The organism is Nocardia testacea NBRC 100365, assembly GCF_000308775.1.
In the GTDB taxonomy this organism is placed as follows: Bacteria; Actinomycetota; Actinomycetes; order Mycobacteriales; family Mycobacteriaceae; genus Nocardia; species Nocardia testacea.
This window is the reverse complement of the sequence record NZ_BAGJ01000129.1, coordinates 1-20554: the sequence shown is the minus strand read 5'-3', so window position 1 is coordinate 20554 and position 20554 is coordinate 1. Positions and strand designations below refer to the sequence as shown.

Here is a 20554-nt window from a genome sequence, read left to right as displayed (position 1 = left end):
TCGTGGACATGCGGTTCGACACCACTCCGCGCGGCTACCGCCTGGCCGCCCGGCCGGGCTCGGCCTCCCGGCGGGCGAACGATCTGCTGCGCACCGATCTGGACGCGCTCCAGGAGGCGTGGGAGAACGCCGGACTGCGCGGGTCCGGCCGCCCGGTGAAGGTGCAGGCCGCCGGGCCGCTGACGCTCGCCGCGCAGGTGGAACTGGCCGGTGGGCACCGGGCGCTGACCGACCGGGGCGCGGTCCGGGATCTGGCCGAATCGCTGGCCGAGGGGGTGGCCGCGCATATCGCCGAGGTCGGGTCGCGGCTCGAGGCCGAGGTGGTGCTGCAACTGGACGAGCCGTCGCTGGGCGCTGTGCTGGCCGGTTCGCTGCGCGGGGCGAGTGTTTTGAACACGATCGCGGCCGTACCGGAGCCGGAAGCACTGGCGATTCTGGAAACGGTACTGGCGGCCGCGGGTGTGCCCGCGGTGGTGCACAGTTGCGCGAGCCCGCCGCCGCTGGCCTTCCTGGGGCAGACCTCCGCGGCCGCGCTGGGATTCGATCTGGCCACGGTATCGGGCACCGCCGGTCTGGACGCGCTGGGTGAGGCGCTGGACCGGGGCAAACACCTCGTTCTCGGCCTGGTGCCCACCACACGTCCGGCGGCCGCGGTGACCTGGCGCGAGGTCGCCGAACCGGGGGCCCGGCTGGTCGATCGGCTCGGTTTCCCGCGCGCCGACCTGGCGCGGCGGGTGATGGTGAGTCCCGCGTGCGGGCTGGCCGCGGCGCCACTGAGCTGGGCCCGGGACGCGCTGCGATTGGCCGCCGATACCGCGAAGGCCTTCGCGCAGGACCCGGAGTCCCTCGTCGCCGGGTGAGCTCGATCGGGTGCCGGGCGCGCGTCGCCGGGTGATCCGCCGGCGCCGTTCGGGGCCGGGAATACCGGGCGACGTGCGGTAACAGTGCTCGGAGGGTGTCGGTGGGCTGGACTACCCTGCGAGATGTGAGTGACACCGTTGGCCCCATCGAACGAGACGATGTCCCCGGCGAAGCCGCTCCCGCCCCGGCCGCCGGCGCGGAGCGGGCACGCTGGCAGGAGCTCGCCGATACGGTGCGCGAGCATCAGTTCCGCTACTACGTACGCGACGCGCCGATCATCTCCGACGGCGAATTCGACGCGTTGTTCCAGCAGCTGCTGGCACTGGAGGACCGCCATCCCGATCTGCGCACTCCCGATTCGCCGACGCAGCTGGTGGGCGGTGGATTCGCCACCGATTTCACCCCGGTGGATCATCTCGAGCGGATGCTGTCGCTGGACAATGTGTTCTCCGCAGCGGATATGCGGGCCTGGGCCGCCCGGGTCGAGGAGGAAACCGGTCCGGGCCTGCACTATCTGTGCGAGGTGAAGATCGACGGGGTGGCGTTGAACCTGGTGTACCGCAACGGGAAACTGGAGCGCGGCGCGACCCGGGGCGATGGGCGCACGGGCGAGGACGTCACCCTCAATGCCCGCACCATCGAGGACATCCCGCGCGAACTGAACACCGATACCGAGTTCCCGATCCCGGAGTTGCTGGAAGTGCGCGGTGAGGTGTACTTCCGGCTGGAGGATTTCGAAACGCTCAACGCGGCCATCGTGGCCGAGGGCAAACCGCCGTACGCGAACCCGCGCAACACCGCGGCCGGTTCGCTGCGGCAGAAGGACCCGGCGGTCACCGCGCGGCGGCGGCTGCGGATGATCTGCCACGGGCTCGGGCGCACCGAGGGGTTCACGCCGCGGTCCCAGCACGAGGCATACCGCGCGCTGGCGGCCTGGGGCCTGCCGGTCTCCGCGCACACCCGGTTGGTGCAGGGGGTGGACGCGGTGCTCGAACGGATCTCCTACTGGGCCGAACACCGCCACGATATCGAGCACGAGATCGACGGCCTGGTGGTGAAAGTCGACGAACTGTCGTTGCAGCGGCGGCTCGGCTCCACCTCGCGGGCGCCGCGCTGGGCGATCGCCTACAAGTACCCGCCCGAGGAGGCCACCACCACCCTGCGCAATATCGCGGTCAACGTGGGCCGGACGGGCCGGGTCACGCCGTTCGCGATGATGGAGCCGGTCGTGATCGCCGGTTCCACGGTCTCCATGGCGACCCTGCACAATGCGGCCGAGGTCGTGCGCAAGGGGGTGCTGATCGGGGATACGGTCACCATCCGGAAGGCCGGGGACGTGATCCCGGAGGTGCTGGGTCCGGTGGTGGACGCCCGTACCGGCGACGAGCGGCCCTTCGTGATGCCCACCCACTGCCCCGAATGCGGGACCGAACTCGCCTACGAGAAGGAGGGCGACGCCGATATCCGCTGCCCCAATCAGCGCTCCTGTCCCGCGCAGTTGCGGGAACGGGTGTTCCATGTGGCAGGTCGCGGGGCCTTCGATATCGAGGCGCTGGGCTACGAGGCGGCGATCGCGCTGCTGAACTCCGGCGCGATCACCGACGAGGGTGATCTTTTCGATCTCGATGCCGATCGGTTGCGCAATGTCGCGCTGTTCGTCAACAAGAACGGCAGCCTCTCGGCGAACGGCACGCGGCTGCTGAACAATTTGGCCGCGGCGAAGGACCGCCCGCTGTGGCGGGTCCTGGTCGCGCTGTCCATCCGGCATGTCGGGCCGACCGCCGCGCGGGCCCTCGCAGCCGAATTCGGCAGCCTGGAACGGATCGAACAGGCCTCGCAGGAGGAGCTGGCGGCCGCCGAGGGCGTCGGGCCGACCATCGCCACCGCGGTCGCGGAATGGTTCACCGTCGACTGGCACCGCGCCATCGTGGACAAGTGGCGGGCCGCCGGGGTGCGGATGGCCGACGAACGCGACCAATCCATCCCACGCACGCTCGAGGGCCTGTCCATCGTGGTGACCGGCTCACTGGAGGGATTCTCCCGCGACGGCGCCAAGGAGGCGATCCTGTTGCGCGGGGGCAAGGCCGCGGGGTCGGTCTCGAAGAAGACGGCCTTCGTCGTCATCGGTGAATCACCCGGTTCCAAGGCCGCCAAGGCCGAGGAACTCGGGGTGCCGATCCTGGACGAGGACGGTTTCCGCCTGCTGCTCGAATCCGGCCCGGACGCGGTGCGGCCGGAGGCGGCGACGGAGGCCGAATCGGCGGAGTAGCGGCGGCGCGACCCGGGACACGACCCGGTACCGCTCCTGCGGTACCGGGTCCATACACGGCAGGATGGCGGGATGTTGCGCAGTTTTCGGGTGTCCAACCACAAATCGCTGGCCGATCTACAGGAATTGCGGTTGACCCGCGGCGCGGCCGCACCGGTCGCGGTGCCGGTGACCGCCGTGTACGGGGGCCCGGCCGCCGGTAAATCCAATCTGGTCGACGCCCTGGCGCATATGCGCGACGCGGTGTTGCACTCGGTGAACGGCTGGGACCCCTACGCCGGCCCGGTCCGGGCTCCGCATCTCGCGCTCCCCGGGCAGCCGAGCGATTTCGAGGCGGTTTTCGTCGCCGAGGGCGTGCCCTACACCTACGGTTTCCGGTTGGACGCCGCCGATGTCGCCGCCGAATGGCTCTACAGCCATCCGCGGTCCCGGAAGCGGATCGTCTTCGAACGCGAGGGCGAGGCGATCCGGGTGGGACCGATGTTCGAGCCGGCGCGGTTCGGGATCACCGCACTGGTGCCGCTGGTGCGCCCGAACGCTCTGCTGCTGAGTCTGGCGGGGCAGATGTACGCCGAGGCGCTGGTCCCGGCCTACCGATGGTTCGAGACCATGCTCGAGGTGCTCGCCGGTGCCGCCGATATCCCGGCGATCGAACTGCGGCTGGGCTCGCATCTGTCGCGGTCCGCCGAGAACGCCGCCCGGCTGCTGACCCTGCTACAGTCCGCGGACCTCGGCATCACCGATCTGCTGATCGCCCAGAACGATCCCGGCTACGCCGACTATCTGCGCGATCTCGATGCCGATATCGCCGTACTCGGCGAGCAGACCGATCGCGCGGCCGGCTCGGCGGCCTATGCCGCGCAACTGGAACAGGACAGCGGGTTGAATGCCGCGGCGCTGGCCCGCGAACTGACCAATATGCGCAATGCCCGCGACGCGCTCTATACCCGGATGGTCGGGCGGCACGGTGTCGGCCTGCGGCTCGTACACGCCGATGTGGAGCCGGTTTTCACCCTGGCCGAGGAATCCTCGGCGACCCGGGCCCTGCTCCGGTTGCTACCGGTACTGCTCGACTCGCTCGATGCGGGGAAAGTGCTCGTGGTCGATGATATCGGCGCGCAGCTGACGGTCGAGGAGACCGATCGGCTCGTGCAGCTGTTCCAGAATCCGGAAACCAATATGCGCGGTGCGCAACTGGTGTACACCACCGGCGACCGGGCGCTGGTGGACCGGGGCAACGGCCGCTCCGCGCGTACCCGCACCAGTGTCTGGACCGTCCGGCGTGCCGCGGGCGGTGCCAGTACTCTCACGGTGTCCTGAATCCCGGTCGCCGCGGGGCGGCGACCGGGATTCGGCTCTACTGGCTGGGTTCCGGCAGGGTGCAGCCCATCTTCGGGTTGAGGCCGACGTAGTTGAGTGGACCGGCCACCACGGTCACCGCCAGCGTCGCGAAGTGGGAGCACTGCTCCGGTGGATCGTTGAAATAGCCCCGTTGCCACGCGGCGACGATTCCCGCCACGAACCAGACCAGTACTACGAGGCTTGCTATCCGGCTACCCATTGCACCTGCTCGAATCGTTGATTCCGGCATGACGATCGCTTCCTTCCATGTCCGGTGGAAGTGAAATACCCCGTCCCGCACGACTCATGCGCGGCGCCGTCCGTCTCGCGGAAGTGAGGGCCGGTGGGCCGGGTGGCCGAAGTTTTCGCCGTCGCAGCGGCATTGGGGTGTAAGAGTTCACCGCTGCGGAACGCGGACCGGTCACGGTGCAGTGGGTCTCGGCGCACGGCCGGCGAGCAAGGTCCCCTCGGTCCCAGGCCAGGCCAGGCCAGGCCAGGCCAGGCCAGGCCAGGCCAGGCCAGGCCAGGCCAGGCCCAGCCCCAGCCGCTCCGCCCCGACGGAACGGGAGATACAGGGCGCCGTGCGTATCGGGCGACGGTACGGCGCTCTCCGGGAGTGGCGTCGGCCACCGAATCGCGACGCCGTGGGAGTCGGCGGCCGCGAGGGTCCCGCGCGGCCTAGCATGGTGGAGTGTTCGAACTGGCGATGCTGGCGATCATGGTGGCCGCACTGGTGGGAATGCTCGTGCTGGTGTTCCGCGGGCGGCGGGGCGGACGTATGCCCGCGGACGCGGAGGTCGGGTCGCTCTACCTGACGGGGGTGAGCCCGCGTCCGGAGGCGATGGGCGAGCAGTTCGTCACCGTCACCGGGAACCTGTCCGGGCCGTCCGAGCCGGGGAAGGTGGTCTACGGGCGCATGGTGTGGGACGCCGCCTACTGGCCGGCGGTCGGGGATACGCTCACCGTCGCCTACCCGCCGGGTAGGCCGGACCGGTGGCGCGTCGTCGAACCGGGCGCCGGTCGATAGTTCCTGCCGCGGGCTTCAGCCCAGGACAGTGGCGACGATCCCGGCGAGGTAGCCCAGCCGCGCGATCTCCGAGGGCCGGAAATCGGGCCCGCCGGGGCGGCCGAGCAGGAGCGCCTTGCTGGAGGGCCCCAGCGGCGCGGCGGCCAGTTTGGTGTCCATATCGCGCCAGATCTCGGGTACCCAGTCGGCGTTACCGTCGAGTGCGGTCGGTTTCTGCAGTGGCATCCACGGCACCGACGCCGCCTGGGTCTGCGGCGCGCTCTGGCTGCCCACCACGCGGTAGGCGCCGTGCGTGCCCATATCCAGCACGGTGCTCCAACCGACCCGCAGCACCCGGGGCACCCCGTCGACCAGCACCTGGAGCCGATCGTCGCGGGCGTTGGCCACATTGTCGATCAGTTCGAGCTCACGATGGGTGTCGAGCACGCCGGAGTAGGGGCGGATGGAATCGACGCGCACATCGCCGAGCGATTCCGCGGCGGTGATGAGCGTATCGGGCAGGGCGTTGGGGGCGATCTCGACCACGAGATCGTCGACCGCGTAGCCGGCACCACGCTCCACCACGTCCAGGGAAAGGATATCGGCGCCGACCGTTCCCAATGCTACGGCTAGCGACCCGAGGCTTCCCGGACGATCCGGAAGTTGCACGCGGAGCAGATATGACACGTGCGTTTCCCTTTCCTTCTGCGGCCGAGGCTTACAACGAATACCCGGTCTGCCCATCCTTACACCCATTGCCGCGGGTTATCGAGTCGAATTGTGCGCCCGGAGCCGGGGTCACAGGTGACGAACAGGGTGAAACGGGCAAATTTCGGACGTGGGCGCGGCGCCGGCGGACCCGCGGCCGCGGCCCACGCGGCCTGCCGGACAACCCGGTCCGGCCACACCATTAGGCTGTTCGATGCTTGTGATCCGCAGTCCAAACTATCGCCGAAAGGGGTTCGCGGTGACCGCCATCTCCCGCGACGAGGTCGCACACCTCGCCCGGCTGTCCAGGCTCGCGCTGTCCGAGGACGAACTCGACCAGTTCGCCGGGCAGCTGGATTCGATCCTCAGCCATGTGCAGACCATCTCCGAGGTGGCCGCCGCCGATGTCCCGGCCACCGCGTCACCGGATCCGGTGACGAATGTGACCCGTCCCGACGAGGTCCGTCCCGGACTCACCCCGGAGCAGGCGCTGTCCGGCGCACCCGCCGCCGAGGAACAGCGGTTCCTGGTTCCGCAGATCCTGGGGGAGGGCGAATGAGCGCGAGCGAACTGACCCGGCTCGGGGCGGCCGACCTGGCGAGCCGTATCCACGGCGGCGAGGTCTCCTCGGTGGAGGTGACCCGGGCCCATCTGGACCGGATCGCCGAGGTCGACGGGGAGTACCACGCCTTCCTGCACGTCGCCGAAGAGCAGGCGCTCGCCGCCGCGGCCGAGGTGGACGCCGCGCTGGCCGCCGGGCAGATACCGGCCTCGCCGCTGGCCGGTGTACCGCTGGCGCTCAAGGATGTGTTCACCACGACCGATATGCCCACCACCTGCGCGTCCAAGATCCTCGAGAACTGGGTGGCGCCCTACGACGCCACGTTGACCACCCGGCTGCGCGCCGCCGGGATCCCGATTCTGGGTAAGACGAACATGGACGAGTTCGCGATGGGCTCCTCCACCGAGAACTCCGCCTACGGGCCGACCCGCAACCCGTGGGACACCACCCGCATCCCGGGCGGTTCCGGCGGTGGCTCGGCGGCGGCGCTGGCGTCCTATCAGGCGCCGCTGGCCATCGGCACCGACACCGGCGGCTCCATTCGGCAGCCGGCCGCGGTCACCGCGACCGTCGGGACCAAGCCGACCTACGGCACCGTATCCCGGTACGGACTCGTCGCGTGCGCGTCCTCGCTCGACCAGGGCGGCCCCTGTGGCCGGACGGTGCTGGACACCGCGCTGCTGCACGAGGTGATCGCCGGACACGATCCGCGCGATTCGACCTCCCGCGATGTCGCGGTCCCGGCCGTCGTCGACGCCGCCCGGCAGGGCGCCGCGGGGGATCTGCGGGGGGTGAAGATCGGCGTGGTGAAGGAACTGCACTCCGACAGCTACCAGCACGGTGTGCTCGCCTCCTTCGACGCCGCGGTGGGCGTGCTGAAGGATCTGGGTGCCGAAGTGGTCGAGGTGTCCTGCCCGCATTTCGAATACGCCCTGGCGTCCTACTACCTGATCCTGCCCAGCGAGGTCTCCTCCAACCTGGCCCGTTTCGATGCCATGCGCTACGGCCTGCGGGTGTCCGACGACGGCCACCACAGTGCCGAGCAGGTCATGGCCGCGACCCGCGCCGCCGGTTTCGGCCCGGAGGTCAAGCGCCGGATCATGATCGGCACCTATGCCCTGTCGGCGGGCTACTACGACGCCTACTACGGCCAGGCGCTCAAGGTCCGCACGCTGATCGCGCGTGATTTCGACAAGGCCTACGAGCAGGTCGATGTGCTGGTGTCCCCGACCAGCCCGTTCACGCCGTGGAAGCTGGGCGAGAAGGTCGACGATCCGCTGGCCATGTACCTGTCCGATCTGTGCACCCTGCCCACCAACCTGGCCGGGCATCCGGCCATGTCGGTGCCGTCCGGGCTGAGCAGCGACGACGGAATGCCGGTGGGTCTGCAGATCATGGCGCCGGCGCTGGCCGACGACCGGTTGTACCGGGTGGGCGCGGCCTACGAGGCGGCCCGCGGCGATATCGCCTGATACCGATCCCGCCGGTAGCGGGGAGAATCCACCGAGGGCGGTGATCCGGACGGGTCACCGCCCTCGGCGTTCCGGGTCGCTGCCGGTCGGGCCGGTCTCGCCCGGCGTGCGGCGACAGCATGCGGCTGCGCCGCGTCCCGGCGAGAAAATCGTACGGCGGCGGGCGCGTCTTGTCCGGAGGTGGCCGACGGCACGGTAGCCCTCGCGGCCTCCGCGGCGGGACACGGTCGGGTCAGTGGGTGTGCAGACGCTCGGCTTCGCGCTGCACCGCGGTGGTCATCCCGGGGAATCCCTTCTTGAAACCGCGCCCGAACAGCAGGCCGACCAGCGGGGCGAGCCAGCCGTCGAGTTCGAAATGCGAGTCGTAGCGGGTGCGGTCGTCCGGCAACGGGGTCAGCGTATGCGCGCGTTTGCTGCGTAACGCACCGAGCGGAATCGGTTTCATGGAGTAGCTGAATGCCCGGCCCGGGTCCACGCTGCGGATCCATTCGCGCATCCGGATCGGCCGGGGGGCGAGCTGCTGGACCGTCATATCGATCGGCGCACCCACCGCCAGGTCGGCGCGGCAGCGGCTGATGAACGGATTCCAGTCGCCGTATCGGTCGAAATCGGTGAGCACCGACCACACCACCTCGGTGGGAGCGTCCACTTCGACCACGTCGTCCACAACAAGCACGCCCCCAAATTAGAACGTGTTTCAAGTCGGGTCAACCGTGGTCAGCCGGTCCGGGCGGGTCGCGGCGTAGTGGCCGGCAACAGGTGCGCGCCGGTCGGGAAGGCGGGATCGCGCGGAGCGGTCGCGGGCGGACGCACGAGACCGGGCAACCATCGGGCACCCGGTAGCAGGAGGCGGGTGAACGCGGGTCGCGGCAGCCCGGTGGGGCGACCGGGCCGGACGGACCCGACCGGGATGCGGACGCCGGGGATCGCCGGGCGCCGGATCCGCCGATGCAGGCGGCGGATACCGAAGACCAGGGCGGCCAGCGTCGCCAGGCCGAGCGCGACCGCACGCAGCAGCCAGGGCCGGGTCGGATGGTCGGTGGCGGCCTGGGCCGCCACCTGGCTCAATGTCTCCACCACCGGGACCCCGTAGTGCTGCCGGCGCGAGTTCAGCTCCACCGCGGTGGCCGCGATCCCGGCGAGAGTCTCGCAGCGGGTGCGCACCACCGGCTCGGTATGCGTTTCGCAGGCCTGATGCAACCGGACGCTCAACGTCCGGTCCAGGGCCTGCCGGGCCCAGGGGCCGAGCGGGGCGCCGGTGCGGTCGGCGTACCGCAGCAGGTCGTACCCGAGGTCGTGGGCCATACAGGCGGTATCGAATTCCGGGGGCAGTTCGACCGGCGAGGAACAACTGCCGTCCGGCGCCACGAGCACGCCCTGCCGGACAACGGGCCGGTAGCCGAAGTAGGTTTCGAAATCCCGGGGGATGGCCGCCACGGTGTCCACCACCGCGTCACCCGAGGTCAGATCCACCACTGCCAGCCCGGCGGGTGCCGTGACCGAAGCGTCGATACCGACGGCCTCGGAGGTCGGCGCCGGCACGGCGGTGATCACCAGGCCGAACAGCGCGGCACCGGTGAACGCCGGCAGCGAGATCCGCCGGAACCGGCGCCGAGGCCGGCGCGGGTGATCGTTACGGGGTGAAGCCATGGTGGGACACCTTAAGCGTTACGGAGCGGTGGCCCCGCACGGCAGGTCCCGCACCCGGTAATCGCCGCCCGCGCGGCGGCGGCCCGCATCCGGTCGGCAAACGGGGGCCGCGGATGTTTCGAAGTGCGTCACGCCGGGTCACAGCCGGGCAGTGCCGTTCCCTGATCGGTGCCGTACCGATGGCCGTGCCCCGGCGGGGCGCCGAGGGCGCCCATGAGGTCCGCGGTGGTCTGCAGGAAACCGACCACGGGCAGCCAGGGCGGCGTGGGCGCGTCGCGGCGGGCGGCGGTCAGGTCCGGCGGCCGCCACAGCAGGTCGAGTGACCAGTGCACGACCGGGTCGGAGGTATTGGCCAGGACGGCGGTGCGCGCACCGGGCTCGGGACCGCCACCGCCGGGCATACCGGCCCACAGCGCCGAGCACACCCGGCGGTTCTGCTCGGCGGCCCCCGCGAATACCGCGCTACCGCCGAACGCGCCGAGGCTCTGGCCGTACAGATGCAACCGGGGTGGATCGGGCAAGGTGGCGATGTGCTGTTCGATGGCGGTGAACAGCGCCCGCGCCGAGTCCGTCGCCGCCTCCCGTCCGAAGAGGAAAGTGGCCCAGCTCGGCGCATAGGAGTACTGCAGCGCGACCACCGCCATATCGTCACCGAACCGGGTGCCGAAACCCTGTAGCGCCCGCGCGTCCACCCAACCCGATCCGGTGGGTACGGCGATCACCAGGTCGGAGCGGTCGAATCCGCCGGCCCGCTCCAGTTCCCGGACCGCCAGCGCGGCACGCGTCGCCAGGTCCGGCGCCGACCGGAGCCCGATGTAGACCCGGACCGCACCCGGCGGCCCGGCGGTGACGAACCGTTGCCCCTCGCGACCCAGCGTCGACCAGCTCACTATTGATTCGGCGCTTCCGGACCGGGTCACCGCGACCGGCCGCACCAGGCCGGGGTCGGCGGTCGCGTTCGCGGCGGCAAAGGTGCGATCGGCCAGGTTCGCCGCCGCCGGGACCGCGAAAAGGGCCATCGGCAGGCTCGCGGCCACCGTCATCACCAGCGCCCGGGACCAGCCGATACGCCGGAGCGACCGGCCGCATCCTCGGCCCACCGCCACCACCGTCACGGTGAGCAGGGTGGCGCCGGACGCCCACCCCACCCAGTACCCCGGTCCGGTCGGCGCCACCTCCATGGCCGACCGCAGTATGTGCTGCCAGCGCGCGGCGTACACCACCGAGCCGAGGACGCCGGCCGCCGTGGCCACGAGCACCAGGCGCCGGGTTCGCGGCGCGACGACCGGCGTGCGCCCCTTGATGTACCGGATCGCGAGACGGACGAGCCGCGCGAGACCCAGCGCCACGACCACGGTCACCGCGGTCAGCACGGCCTGCGCGGTGGCGGTTCGCGGCAGCAGGCCGGGCGCCAGGGAGACCGCGGTCCCGACGCCGACGGCGAGTGTGGTCGCGAGGGGTGGCCAGTGTCGCGGTAACCGGGCACGGAGCTGATCGAGCAGGCTCCGGAGTCGCGAGGACGGCGGGAAACCATCGCGTGGGTCGGTGTGGGGGCGGGGACGCCTGAGTGCCGGGACGTCGTCGGATAGGTCGGTGCGGGGGAGTGGCCGGCCGGCGGGTGGGTCGGTGCGGAGCCGGGACCGCGACGATGCCTGGCCGTTGTCGGGCACGCCGGTGCGCGGTCGGGACTGTGGGATTCCCGGGCCACCGGGGAGGCCGGTGCGCGGTTGTGGGGGTGCCGGGATGTCGGCCGTCGGGTCGGTGGGTCGGGAGTGTGGGGGTGCCGGGATGTCGGCCGTCGGGTCGGTGGGTCGGGAGTGTGGGGGTGCCGGGATGTCGGCCGTCGGGTCGGTGGGTCGGGAGTGTGGGGGTGCCGGGATGTCGGCCGTCGGGTCGGTGGGTCGGCAGTATGGGCGTGCCAAGCCGTTGTCCGGCGGATCGGTGGGCCGCGACTGTGGAGGAGCCGGGACTTCGTCGGGGTAGAGCCGATGCTGCGCGGACGGTGGAACACCTTCGGCTAGCCCGTTGTGGCGCCGAGGTCGCGGGGCCGCCGGGAGGGCCGGGCCGGCCGGCGCCTCGCCGCGCGTGCGACGGTGCCGGGACGGGTACGGCTGCGGTCGTATCAGACATGGGAACCCCCGGTGACGGCGTGGTGGGAGTGGATCGGCCGGCCGGGTCCGGCTGCCGGGAGCAACGGCGCGGCGACCGGGCGGCTCAGGAACAGCACCGCGAGCACGATCAGGAGTAGGCCGCAGAGCCGTGGCAGCCGGTCGGTGACGGTGTCGGCGAGGGGGAAGTCCTCCACGACCGGTACGCCGTAGTCCTGCCGCATCGAATTGAGATCCACCGCGATCGCGGCGACCTCGGCCATCGCGGCGCAGCGGGCGCGCGGCAACTGCCCGGGCCGCTGCGCGCACGCGGCGTGCATCCGTTCGGCGAGGGCCCGGTCCAGCTCCCGCCGGGCCCAGGGGCCGAGCGGGGCGCCGGTGCGGTCGGCGTAACGCAGCAGGTCGTAGCCGAGGTCGTGGGCCTTGCAGGCGGTATCGAACTCCGCGGGCAGCGGGACCGGGGAGGAACACGATCCGTGCGGCGCGACCAGCATCCCGTCGACCCGCGCCGGGGCGTATCCGGCGACCGCGCGGAAATCGGCGGGTATCGCGGCGACCGTTCCCGGCGTGGTCAGCGCCCGGACCGCTGCCGCGGCGGCCGGCCGGGGCGACGGCCCGGCAGCATCGGCCGCGGGCGCCGACAGCAGCGATACCACCGCCGCGCATCCGGCCGCGGCGGTCACCGCGCGTCGCACGGTCTGCGGGGAGGGCCGGGCCGGGTGGCGCACGGCAATGTTCGAGACAGCCATGGCCGAGGACGTTATGAACGGGAGACGGTCGCGGCCGTCCCGCTCGGGTGGGGTTTGCGCGCCGGTCCGGGAACCTACGCCGGTAGGGGGCTGCCCCCGGTGTACCGGGCGGAATTCACCCCACGGTATGAGGTGCGCCGGGGCCGGAGTTCCTAGTGTCGGGGGAATGAACGAAACGAGCATCGCGGTGCCGGCGCGCCGGCGGCGGGGCCTGTGGGGTCTGATCGTCGGCCTGGGACTGCGCTGGTGGCTCGACGCCGCCTCGGTCCTGACGGCAGTGGTGCTGTTCTCGGTGGCGTGGCCCACCCTGCACCTCACCCATGAGGTGCCCGCGCCGCTCGCACCGCTGATCGCCGCGCTGGCCGCGCTACCGGTGCTGCTGATGAGCAGGAACGCCCTGTTGGGCTGGGCGGTATCGGCGGGTTCGGCGCTGTTCATCGCGTTGGCCGTGCCGAACCTGCCGGGGCAGGAGATCCCGGTCCAGGTCGTTCATATTGTCGCGCTGTACTTCCTGGTGTTCGCGGTGGCTCTGCGCTCGCCCCTGCAACTGGTCGCGGTGGTGTGGGGGGCTACTTCGCTGCTGCTGGGCGCCGCCCTGTCGGCCGAGGGGATCGACGCCGATCCGTGGGCGTGGCCGGTATCGCTGGGCGGTCTGGTGTTCGTCGCGCTGCTGGTGCGTTCGCTGATCCGCTCTCGGTCGGAGCTGAGCAGGCAGACCGAACTCAGCGATCTGGAACGGGCGCGCCGCACGATCCTGGAGGAGAAGGCACGGATCGCCCGCGACCTGCACGATGTGGTGGCCCACCATATGTCGCTCGTGGTCGTACAGGCGCAGACCGCGCCCTACCGGGTTGAGGGTGTGAACGACGCGGCCCGCGCGGAGTTCGAATCGATCGGTGCCACCGCCCGCGAGGCGCTGAACGAGATCCGCGGTCTGCTCGGGGTGCTGCGCAGCGACGGGCAGCTCGCCGAGCACGCGCCGCAGCCGACCGCCGCCGATCTGGAAGCGCTGTTCGTCGGTGCGGCCCGGGCCGGCGTGGATCTCACCTGGTCGATCGACGGGACCCCGGCCGCGATCCCGGATACCGTCGGGTCCGCGCTGTACCGCATCGTCCAGGAGTCGCTGGCCAATGCCGGCCGGCACGCTCCGGGCGCCCCGGTGCGGGTGACGGTCGCCTGCACGGGGGAGGTCGATCTCACCGTGGTCAACGGCCCGGGCGGCGATGCCCCCGGCGGCGGTTCGGGTGGACACGGTATCCCGGGTATGCAGGCCCGCGCGCTCGCCGTCGGCGGCCGGCTCGACGCGGAACCCACCGCGGACGGCGGATTCCGGGTCCACGCCCGGTTGCCGATCACCCCCGCCGCCGAGTTCGCGTTGCCCGCGGCCGCACCGTCGGGCGCGCACTGACCCGGATGTTCCGGTGCCGACCCGGCCGCCCGGATCACGGCGCGGGCGATACCGTCTCCGGCAGTCTGCGCCGCCGGATGCTCGGCGCACGCCGGTTTCGTCCGGGAATTAAGCTGGGCCCGTGGCAATAACCGTGTTGATCGCCGACGATCAGGCCATGGTGCGGCAGGGATTCGGAGCATTGCTCGCCGCCCAGCCCGATATCAGTGTCGTCGGCGACGCGCCCAACGGAAAAGTGGCGGTCGCCGAATCGGCGCGGTTGCGACCCGATGTGGTGCTGATGGATGTGCGTATGCCGGAGATGAACGGGCTCGACGCGGCCCGCTCGATTCTGGGGGCCGGATTCGATCCGCCGGTGCGCGTACTCATGCTCACCACCTTCGATATCGACGACTACGTGTACGAGGCCCTCGGGATCGGCGCCAGCGGGTTCCTGCTCAAGGACGCCCCGGCCGAGGAATTGGTGCGGGCGGTACGGGTGGTCGCCGCCGGGGAGGCGCTGCTCGCGCCGACCGTCACCCGGCGGCTCATCGCGGAAGTGACGACCCGCCGCGCGGCCCGGCGCGCCCCGGCCCCGGCGCTGGCGTCACTGACTCCCCGCGAGCGGGAGATATTGGAACTCGTCGCCCGCGGTATGTCGAATACCGAAATCGCCACTGCGCTGTTCATCGCCGAGCAGACCGTCAAAACACATGTGTCCAAGGTCTTCACCAAATTGGATTTGCGCGACCGCGCGCAGGCCGTGGTGCTGGCCTACGAATCCGGGTTGGTCACCCCCGGCTGAACGGACTGTCAGGTATTCCATGAAGTGCCCCGATTCCCGTTGTCACGGGGGAAACGGCGCGCTGTGCCCGGTAGGCTCACCAGTCTGTCGGTCGCCTGAAGGGGGTCGTGTTGCTCAACAACGGTGACGTGTTCGCCGGGTTCACCGTCGAGCGGTTGCTCGGCGAAGGCGGAATGGGCGCCGTATATCTGGCCCGGCATCCCCGGCTCGGGAAACAGACCGCGTTGAAGCTGCTCAAACCGGAACTGTTCGCCGACGCCGCGATCCGCACCCGGTTCGAGCGGGAAGCCGATCTCGCCGCCGCGCTCGACCATCCGAGCATCGTCACGGTCTACGACCGCGGCGTCGAGGGCGAGCACCTGTGGATGTGCATGCAGTACATCGACGGCGCCGACGCCGGTACGGTCAACCCGCTTGCCCTGCCCCCGGAGAAGGCGGTACAGATCGTCGCCGGCGTCGCCGACGCGCTGGACTACGCGCACGGTATGGGGGTTCTGCACCGCGATGTGAAACCGTCCAATATCCTGCTCGCCCGGGCCAATCCCGGGCAGGGCGAACGCGTTTTCCTCACCGACTTCGGATTGGCCCGATTACGCGCGGAAACGGTGCGGCTGACCCAGACCGGTATGTTCACCGCCACCCTCGCCTTCGCCTCACCGGAACAGATGACCGGCGGCGACATGGACGGCAGATCGGACCAGTACTCACTGGCCTGCGCGCTGTACTGGCTGCTCACCGGGATGGCGCCGTTCGATTCCCCCAACCCCGCCGACATCATCCACGGCAATCTGCAACTCGCCGCGCCGCCGCTCGCGGTGAAACGACCGGGCCTGCCGCCGGGATTGGATCCGGTGCTGGCGAAGGCGATGGCAAAACACCCCGGGCACCGATACCGGACCTGTGTCGAGTTCGCGCGGGCCGCCGAACAGGCGCTCACCGCCCCGGCGCCCACGCAGACCTACGTGCCGCCCACCGAGGCGAGCGGCCCGGGGACGGTGTATCCCGGTGCGGCGGGCGGATATCCGGCCGCGCCGGTGCCGCCGGGATCACCCGCTACGGTCGGGGGTCCCCCGGGTGCACCCGGGGGACCAGCGGGTGTGCACGCGGGACCGGCCGGTGCGGTCGCGGGAGCGCCCAGCGGCTACGGCGAGACCGGATATCCGGGCGGGCCGGCCGCCCGCACCGGTGGCGCGCTGCCGCCCGGCAGTCCAACCGGTGGGCCGGGGTCCGCCGTGGAGCGCACCGGCGCTGCGATGGTCGCCCAGGCTGGTGGGCCGGTGCGATCGGGGGATGTCGAACACACCGGCGCCCAGCCGGTCGTGCCACCGCCGGGCCCGGGAGCGCGCCCCGGGACGGCTGTGGAACACACCGGTCCCGCCGCCGCGCCGCAGAGCGTGGGGGTCGAGCACACCGGGGGGATACCCGTGCAGGCCGTGCCCCGGCCGCCGGCGCCCGGGCAGTACCACCACGGCTACCCTCCCGCTCCGGCCGCGCGACGGCGCAGCCGGACGCCGTGGATCGCCGTGGCCGTTCTCATCCCGCTCATCGTGCTGGCCGTGATCGTGGCGGCTGTGCTGGTGGTCCTGGGCAGCGACGATTCCGATTCCGAGGGTGCGCCGGCCGCGGCCCAACCCTCCACGATGGAACGGGGTCCGGCCGGTACCACCGGTCCGGGCGAATCCGAGACCGGCCAGTCGCCGGGGACCGAGCCGGGCGACCGCACCCGGCGGCTGTTCCCCACGCTGCTGCCGCAGGGATCGGAGCTGGACGGTTTCGGATATCAGGACGCGCTGTGCAGTCAATACGAGCCCGGGGAGCAGATTCCGATCCTCGAAGTCGTCCCGGTATTCGACAAAGTGCTGGAAACCCGCCCGTGGGACTCGATCTGGGACTGCCGCCAGCGCTCGCTGGAGGCCACCCGGCTCGACTACACGATCATCACCTACCCGGACGCCGAGGACACCATGGAGGTGATCGAGAGCTTGCCGCCGCACGACTCCGTCTCCGGCGCCAAGAGCGGGGAGCCCTATACCGCCCATCTGTGGGAGGAGCCCGGCGATCGGGGCCGGTCCACCGCGAACATGGTGGTCGGCTTCGGCGCCAGGACCGATTCGCCGCGCAGCAATTCGCTGTTGTTCGTCCGCTACTGGGGGGCACAGGCCCGCGGCGATATCGACCGGTGGTGGTCGAAGGCCCCACTGTGAGCGCCACCGCGCGGCCCGGTCAGGACACCGGCACGGGTGACGCGGTGCGCGCGTCGAGCACCGCGTAGAGCACGGGTTGTTCGGCCGCCAGTTCCCGCCGGGCCTCCTCGGCGGTCCAGCAGCGGCCCGGGTCGAGCTCCAGTTTGGCGTCCACGTGAATGTTCCACCGATAGCGTAGTGCCGCGAGTACTCCCCGCGGTCCGCCGAACAGCCGGTCGAGGTGCGGGATGTCGTCGAAGAGGTCCGCTCGCGCCGGATCGTGGGCGGCGCGGTCGAGGACGGTGTGCAGGATCTCGGTGCGCAGGTGCTGATCTTCCCAAGACATGATCCGAGCCCTTTCGGTCGGGGGCCTGGTGTTCGCCGGCCTGGTGGTGCGGCGAGCTCGTGTTCCACGCTAGGAATCCGGCACCGGAAAATCGTCGTGCCGGGGACGTGAATCGCTGTCCTACCGTGGTCGGAGCCGGGGACCGGCCGTAGCAGGATGCCGAGCGCCGACGCGGGTGTTTACCCTGGACAGGTGACTGAGAGCCGCCTCACACCGGCTGCCGCCGCGGGGGACCGCGCGCGGCCGGTGGGCGGTGGAGCCGATCCGTCCGCCCCGGACCGACCGGCCGTGACGGACCCGGATCCGGGCCGCGCGGCCCGGCCCGGATGGTGGGTGCGCGGCGGCCGCCGGCTGGGCGCGTTACTGGGGAAATTGCTCCCGGGAGCCCCCTACCCGCTGCGCGAACTGCCCTTCGACTACCCGCCCAAGGTCGTGCTGTTCACCGACCTGGCGTTCTTCGTCATCGGCGCCGTCGCCTGCCTGCAACGCCACGAGTATTTCCCGACCGCGCTGCCTTTGATCGCGCTGGTGCTGCTCTTCGCCTCCGGCCCGGTCTACGTGCTGTTCGGGATCGTGCCGCGGCCGCTGCCGCTGTTCACGGCCACGATGATCGCGGCGGCGCTGTTCTTCGTCCAGCCGGTGGAGTCCGATTTCGCGCCCTTCGTGCTGATGGTCGGGATCGCCGAGATCGCGGCGATCGCACCGAAGCGGCTGAGCGTCTTGCTGGCCGTCCTCGCCGCGGCCGAACTGCTCGCCTTCGCGTTCGTCGGGCAGGCCCTGTGGGGTGACGACTCGCTGCGGACCGGCTTCCCCATGTACGCGCTCGGCATCCTGCTCGGCTGGCTGGTGGGAGTGATGCTGCAGTATCAGCGGCTGTTCCTGTACCAGGAACGGGAGAACCAGAGCGCGCGGGCCGCGCAGGCGGCGGCCGCCGAACGCAACCGGATCGCGCGCGAAGTACACGATGTCATCGCCCACTCGCTCACCGTGACCCTGCTGCACGTGACGGCCGCCCGGCACGCGCTGACCTCCGACCGCGATGTGGACGAGGCGGCCGACGCGCTCGTCGACGCCGAACGATTGGGTCGTCAGGCCATGGCCGATATCCGGCGCACGGTCGGCCTGCTGGATTCGGTGCCGTCGGCGGCCGGGGTCGAACCGGGGGCCGGCGATATCCCCACCCTCGTCGACGACTTCGCCAACGCCGGCCTGACGGTGACCCGGCGTTTCACCGGCGACCTGGACGGGGTCTCGGCGGCGGTCGGGCTGGCGCTCTACCGCATCTGTCAGGAATCGCTGGCCAATATCGCCAAGCACGCCCCGGGTGCGGAGGTGGAGTTGAGCGTGGCCGTGGCCGGCGGCGCGGCCGTCGTGCGCGTCCACAATACGATTCCGCGCGGTCTGCCCCCGCAACTCGGCCGGGGGACGGGGGTCGCCGGAATGCGGCACCGGTCCGACGGGCTGGGCGGCCGTATCCGGGTCGGACCGGAGGCCGGCGGGTGGCTCGTGCGTGCGGAGTTCCCGCTGGACGAGAGTCCCGCGCGTGCCGCGGCCCCGAGCCGGGACAGGCTGCGCTGCCCGATCTCGGAGATCATCGCCGACCACGAACCGGGCCCCGGCGACGAACCGCGTCCGGCATGAGGGGCCGCAGCCGGATCCGGCGGCCGTGCCCGGCCCGGACGCCACGGCGGCCCGGCACCGATCACGACCGGTCGACCGCACGCGGATCCACCACTGCCGGCGACCGCGGACCCAGGGGAGGCGCGATGGTCCACCACGGCCTCCGCGGACCGTATCCCGATCCGGAGGAGAAATCATGACCAGGGCTGCCGACACCGACCCGCCGGCGGTCGAGGTGCTGATCGCCGATGATCAGGAACTCGTCCGCGGCGGGCTGCGGCGCATCCTGCGCCGGCGTGACGGTTTCCGGATCAGCGAATGCGCCGACGGTGACGAGGTGCTCGCCGCGGTGGCCGCGCACAGCCCCGATATCGTGCTGATGGATCTGCGGATGAAACGGGTCGGCGGTATCGAGGCCACCCGGATGCTGCGCGCCCGCGCTCCCCGGCCCCCGGTACTCGTGCTCACCACCTTCGACGACGACCAGCTGCTGTCGGGCGCGCTGCGCGCGGGCGCGGCCGGGTTCCTGCTCAAGGATTCCCCCGCCGAGGATCTGATCCGTGCCGTCCGCACCGTCGCCGCCGGCGGGGCCTGGCTCGACCCCGCGGTCACCGGGCGGGTGCTGTCCACCTACCGCAGTACCGCCGCCGCTCCGGCCGCGCCCGCGGCAGCCGTCGAACTGACCTCCCGGGAACGCGAGGTCCTGGCCCTGATCGGCCGCGGCCGGACCAACAGTGAGATCGCGCACGCGCTCGGAATCTCCGAGGTGACGGTGAAATCCCATGTGGGTCATATCTTCGGGAAGCTGGGTGTGCGCGACCGCGCGGCGGCCATCGTCTACGCGTTTGACCACGGTGTGGTCTCCCCGGGACAATCCAGGGTCTGACGGGCAGCCCGGGTGCGATCCGCGGCCGGCTGAGACGGTGCCCGCGTGTGGAGAGGATGGACGGGTGCAGGCGCCTGGCTCCGAAGTCGGTAGGTGGTTCGGTCCCTACGAGCTGCGCTCACTGCTGGGCACGGGCGGGATGGGCGAGGTCTATGAGGCCTACGACACCGTGAAGGAACGGGTCGTCGCGCTCAAACTGCTCTCCGACGCGCTCGCCGGGGACCCCGAGTACCAGATCCGCTTCCGCCGCGAATCTCAGGCCGCGGCCCGCCTCGCCGAACCGCACATCATCCCGATCCACGACTGGGGTGTGATCGAGGGCCGCCTATTCATCGATATGCGTCTGGTCCAGGGCACCGACCTGCGGGCACTGCTACAGGCGGACGGGCCGCTGAGCCCACAGCGCGCGGTCGCCGTCATCGAGCAGATCGCCGCCGCGCTGGACGCCGCGCACGAGGCCGGTCTGGTGCATCGCGATGTGAAACCGGCGAATATTCTCGTCACCTCGGCCGACTTCGCCTATCTGGCCGATTTCGGGATCGCCCGCCACGAGAGTGATACCGGCGTGACACGGGCGGGCGTGGCGATCGGTTCCTATACG

At 71.1% G+C, this 20554-nt stretch carries 19 protein-coding genes; 12 read left to right on the top strand and 7 right to left on the bottom strand.

Going from position 1 to position 20554, the window contains the following annotated elements:
• The 3 genes from ON38_RS17975 to ON38_RS17965 all read left to right on the top strand — a co-directional run.
• Positions 1–860: methionine synthase (locus ON38_RS17975; protein WP_039825988.1), on the top strand; the 860-nt coding region annotated here is incomplete at its 5' end.
• Positions 861–1006: 146 nt separating this feature from the next.
• Positions 1007–3130, top strand: a complete 2124-nt coding sequence (gene ligA, locus ON38_RS17970) for an NAD-dependent DNA ligase LigA (RefSeq protein ID WP_039825995.1) — start codon at positions 1007–1009, stop codon at positions 3128–3130.
• A gap of 72 nt (positions 3131–3202) precedes the next feature.
• Positions 3203–4450 carry an AAA family ATPase gene (locus ON38_RS17965; protein WP_039825987.1) on the top strand — a complete coding sequence of 416 codons (1248 nt, stop codon included), beginning with the start codon at positions 3203–3205 and terminating at the stop codon, positions 4448–4450.
• 37 nt (positions 4451–4487) lie between these two features.
• On the opposite strand, the gene ON38_RS17960 is transcribed toward ON38_RS17965, so the two are convergent.
• Complete coding sequence (locus tag ON38_RS17960; protein ID WP_039825986.1) at positions 4488–4691, bottom strand: hypothetical protein; 204 nt, start codon at positions 4689–4691, stop codon at positions 4488–4490.
• Positions 4692–5162: 471 nt separating this feature from the next.
• On the opposite strand from ON38_RS17960, the gene ON38_RS17955 reads away from it, so the two are divergent.
• Positions 5163–5498, top strand: a complete 336-nt coding sequence (locus tag ON38_RS17955) for a hypothetical protein (protein ID WP_039825985.1) — start codon at positions 5163–5165, stop codon at positions 5496–5498.
• 15 nt (positions 5499–5513) lie between these two features.
• On the opposite strand, the gene ON38_RS17950 is transcribed toward ON38_RS17955, so the two are convergent.
• Complete coding sequence (locus ON38_RS17950) at positions 5514–6164, bottom strand: ACT domain-containing protein (RefSeq protein WP_039825984.1); 651 nt, start codon at positions 6162–6164, stop codon at positions 5514–5516.
• Positions 6165–6444: 280 nt separating this feature from the next.
• On the opposite strand from ON38_RS17950, the gene gatC reads away from it, so the two are divergent.
• Both gatC and gatA read left to right on the top strand, forming a co-directional pair.
• Positions 6445–6744 (top strand): Asp-tRNA(Asn)/Glu-tRNA(Gln) amidotransferase subunit GatC, encoded by a 300-nt coding sequence (gene gatC, locus ON38_RS17945; protein WP_039825983.1) that lies wholly within the window; start codon positions 6445–6447, stop codon positions 6742–6744.
• Positions 6741–8219, top strand: coding sequence for an Asp-tRNA(Asn)/Glu-tRNA(Gln) amidotransferase subunit GatA (gene gatA / locus ON38_RS17940; RefSeq protein WP_039825982.1), 1479 nt, complete (start codon positions 6741–6743; stop codon positions 8217–8219). The genes gatC and gatA overlap by 4 nt, the downstream gene beginning before the upstream one ends.
• A 232-nt stretch (positions 8220–8451) precedes the next feature.
• Here gatA and ON38_RS17935 read toward each other — a convergent pair whose 3' ends face one another.
• The 4 genes from ON38_RS17935 to ON38_RS17920 form a co-directional block, all read right to left on the bottom strand.
• Entirely contained in the window at positions 8452–8895 is a 444-nt protein-coding gene (locus ON38_RS17935; protein WP_039825981.1) for an SRPBCC domain-containing protein, read from the bottom strand.
• A gap of 41 nt (positions 8896–8936) precedes the next feature.
• Positions 8937–9869, bottom strand: a complete 933-nt coding sequence (locus ON38_RS34220) for a hypothetical protein (RefSeq protein ID WP_051164916.1) — start codon at positions 9867–9869, stop codon at positions 8937–8939.
• A 128-nt stretch (positions 9870–9997) separates the two neighbouring features.
• Complete coding sequence (locus ON38_RS17925; RefSeq protein ID WP_245564093.1) at positions 9998–11539, bottom strand: alpha/beta-hydrolase family protein; 1542 nt, start codon at positions 11537–11539, stop codon at positions 9998–10000.
• Between the two features lie 452 nt (positions 11540–11991).
• Positions 11992–12726 (bottom strand): hypothetical protein, encoded by a 735-nt coding sequence (locus ON38_RS17920; protein ID WP_157181802.1) that lies wholly within the window; start codon positions 12724–12726, stop codon positions 11992–11994.
• A 166-nt stretch (positions 12727–12892) separates the two neighbouring features.
• Here ON38_RS17920 and ON38_RS17915 point away from each other — a divergent pair, with 166 nt between their 5' ends.
• The 3 genes from ON38_RS17915 to ON38_RS37550 all read left to right on the top strand — a co-directional run bounded on the left by ON38_RS17915 (position 12893) and on the right by ON38_RS37550 (position 17122).
• Positions 12893–14134, top strand: a complete 1242-nt coding sequence (locus ON38_RS17915; protein ID WP_039825980.1) for a sensor histidine kinase — start codon at positions 12893–12895, stop codon at positions 14132–14134.
• 121 nt (positions 14135–14255) lie between these two features.
• Complete coding sequence (locus ON38_RS17910) at positions 14256–14918, top strand: response regulator (protein WP_039825978.1); 663 nt, start codon at positions 14256–14258, stop codon at positions 14916–14918.
• A 110-nt stretch (positions 14919–15028) separates the two neighbouring features.
• On the top strand, positions 15029–17122 hold the full coding sequence (locus ON38_RS37550; RefSeq protein ID WP_083872774.1) for a serine/threonine-protein kinase: 2094 nt from the start codon (positions 15029–15031) through the stop codon (positions 17120–17122).
• Between the two features lie 19 nt (positions 17123–17141).
• Here the strand turns inward: ON38_RS37550 and ON38_RS17900 are convergent, their stop codons facing one another.
• On the bottom strand, positions 17142–17447 hold the full coding sequence (locus tag ON38_RS17900) for a hypothetical protein (protein WP_039825977.1): 306 nt from the start codon (positions 17445–17447) through the stop codon (positions 17142–17144).
• 192 nt (positions 17448–17639) lie between these two features.
• On the opposite strand from ON38_RS17900, the gene ON38_RS17895 reads away from it, so the two are divergent.
• The 3 genes from ON38_RS17895 to ON38_RS17885 all read left to right on the top strand — a co-directional run.
• Positions 17640–19088 (top strand): sensor histidine kinase, encoded by a 1449-nt coding sequence (locus ON38_RS17895; RefSeq protein ID WP_245564092.1) that lies wholly within the window; start codon positions 17640–17642, stop codon positions 19086–19088.
• A 175-nt stretch (positions 19089–19263) separates the two neighbouring features.
• Positions 19264–19953, top strand: coding sequence for a response regulator transcription factor (locus ON38_RS17890; RefSeq protein WP_174372432.1), 690 nt, complete (start codon positions 19264–19266; stop codon positions 19951–19953).
• Between the two features lie 64 nt (positions 19954–20017).
• A partial coding sequence (locus ON38_RS17885) for a serine/threonine-protein kinase (protein WP_245564091.1) occupies positions 20018–20554 on the top strand: 537 nt, incomplete at its 3' end.

What these genes read in the sequence shown, in the direction of transcription:
- ON38_RS17965 (WP_039825987.1), top strand. Translation starts at nt 3,203, where the DNA reads ATGTTGCGCAGTTTTCGGGTGTCCAACCACAAATCGCTGGCCGATCTA.
- ON38_RS34220 (WP_051164916.1), bottom strand. Translation starts at nt 9,869, where the DNA reads ATGGCTTCACCCCGTAACGATCACCCGCGCCGGCCTCGGCGCCGGTTC.
- ON38_RS17890 (WP_174372432.1), top strand. Translation starts at nt 19,264, where the DNA reads ATGACCAGGGCTGCCGACACCGACCCGCCGGCGGTCGAGGTGCTGATC.
- gatA (WP_039825982.1), top strand. Translation starts at nt 6,741, where the DNA reads ATGAGCGCGAGCGAACTGACCCGGCTCGGGGCGGCCGACCTGGCGAGC.
- ON38_RS17900 (WP_039825977.1), bottom strand. Translation starts at nt 17,447, where the DNA reads ATGTCTTGGGAAGATCAGCACCTGCGCACCGAGATCCTGCACACCGTC.
- ON38_RS17920 (WP_157181802.1), bottom strand. Translation starts at nt 12,726, where the DNA reads ATGGCTGTCTCGAACATTGCCGTGCGCCACCCGGCCCGGCCCTCCCCG.
- ON38_RS17960 (WP_039825986.1), bottom strand. Translation starts at nt 4,691, where the DNA reads ATGGGTAGCCGGATAGCAAGCCTCGTAGTACTGGTCTGGTTCGTGGCG.
- ON38_RS17915 (WP_039825980.1), top strand. Translation starts at nt 12,893, where the DNA reads ATGAACGAAACGAGCATCGCGGTGCCGGCGCGCCGGCGGCGGGGCCTG.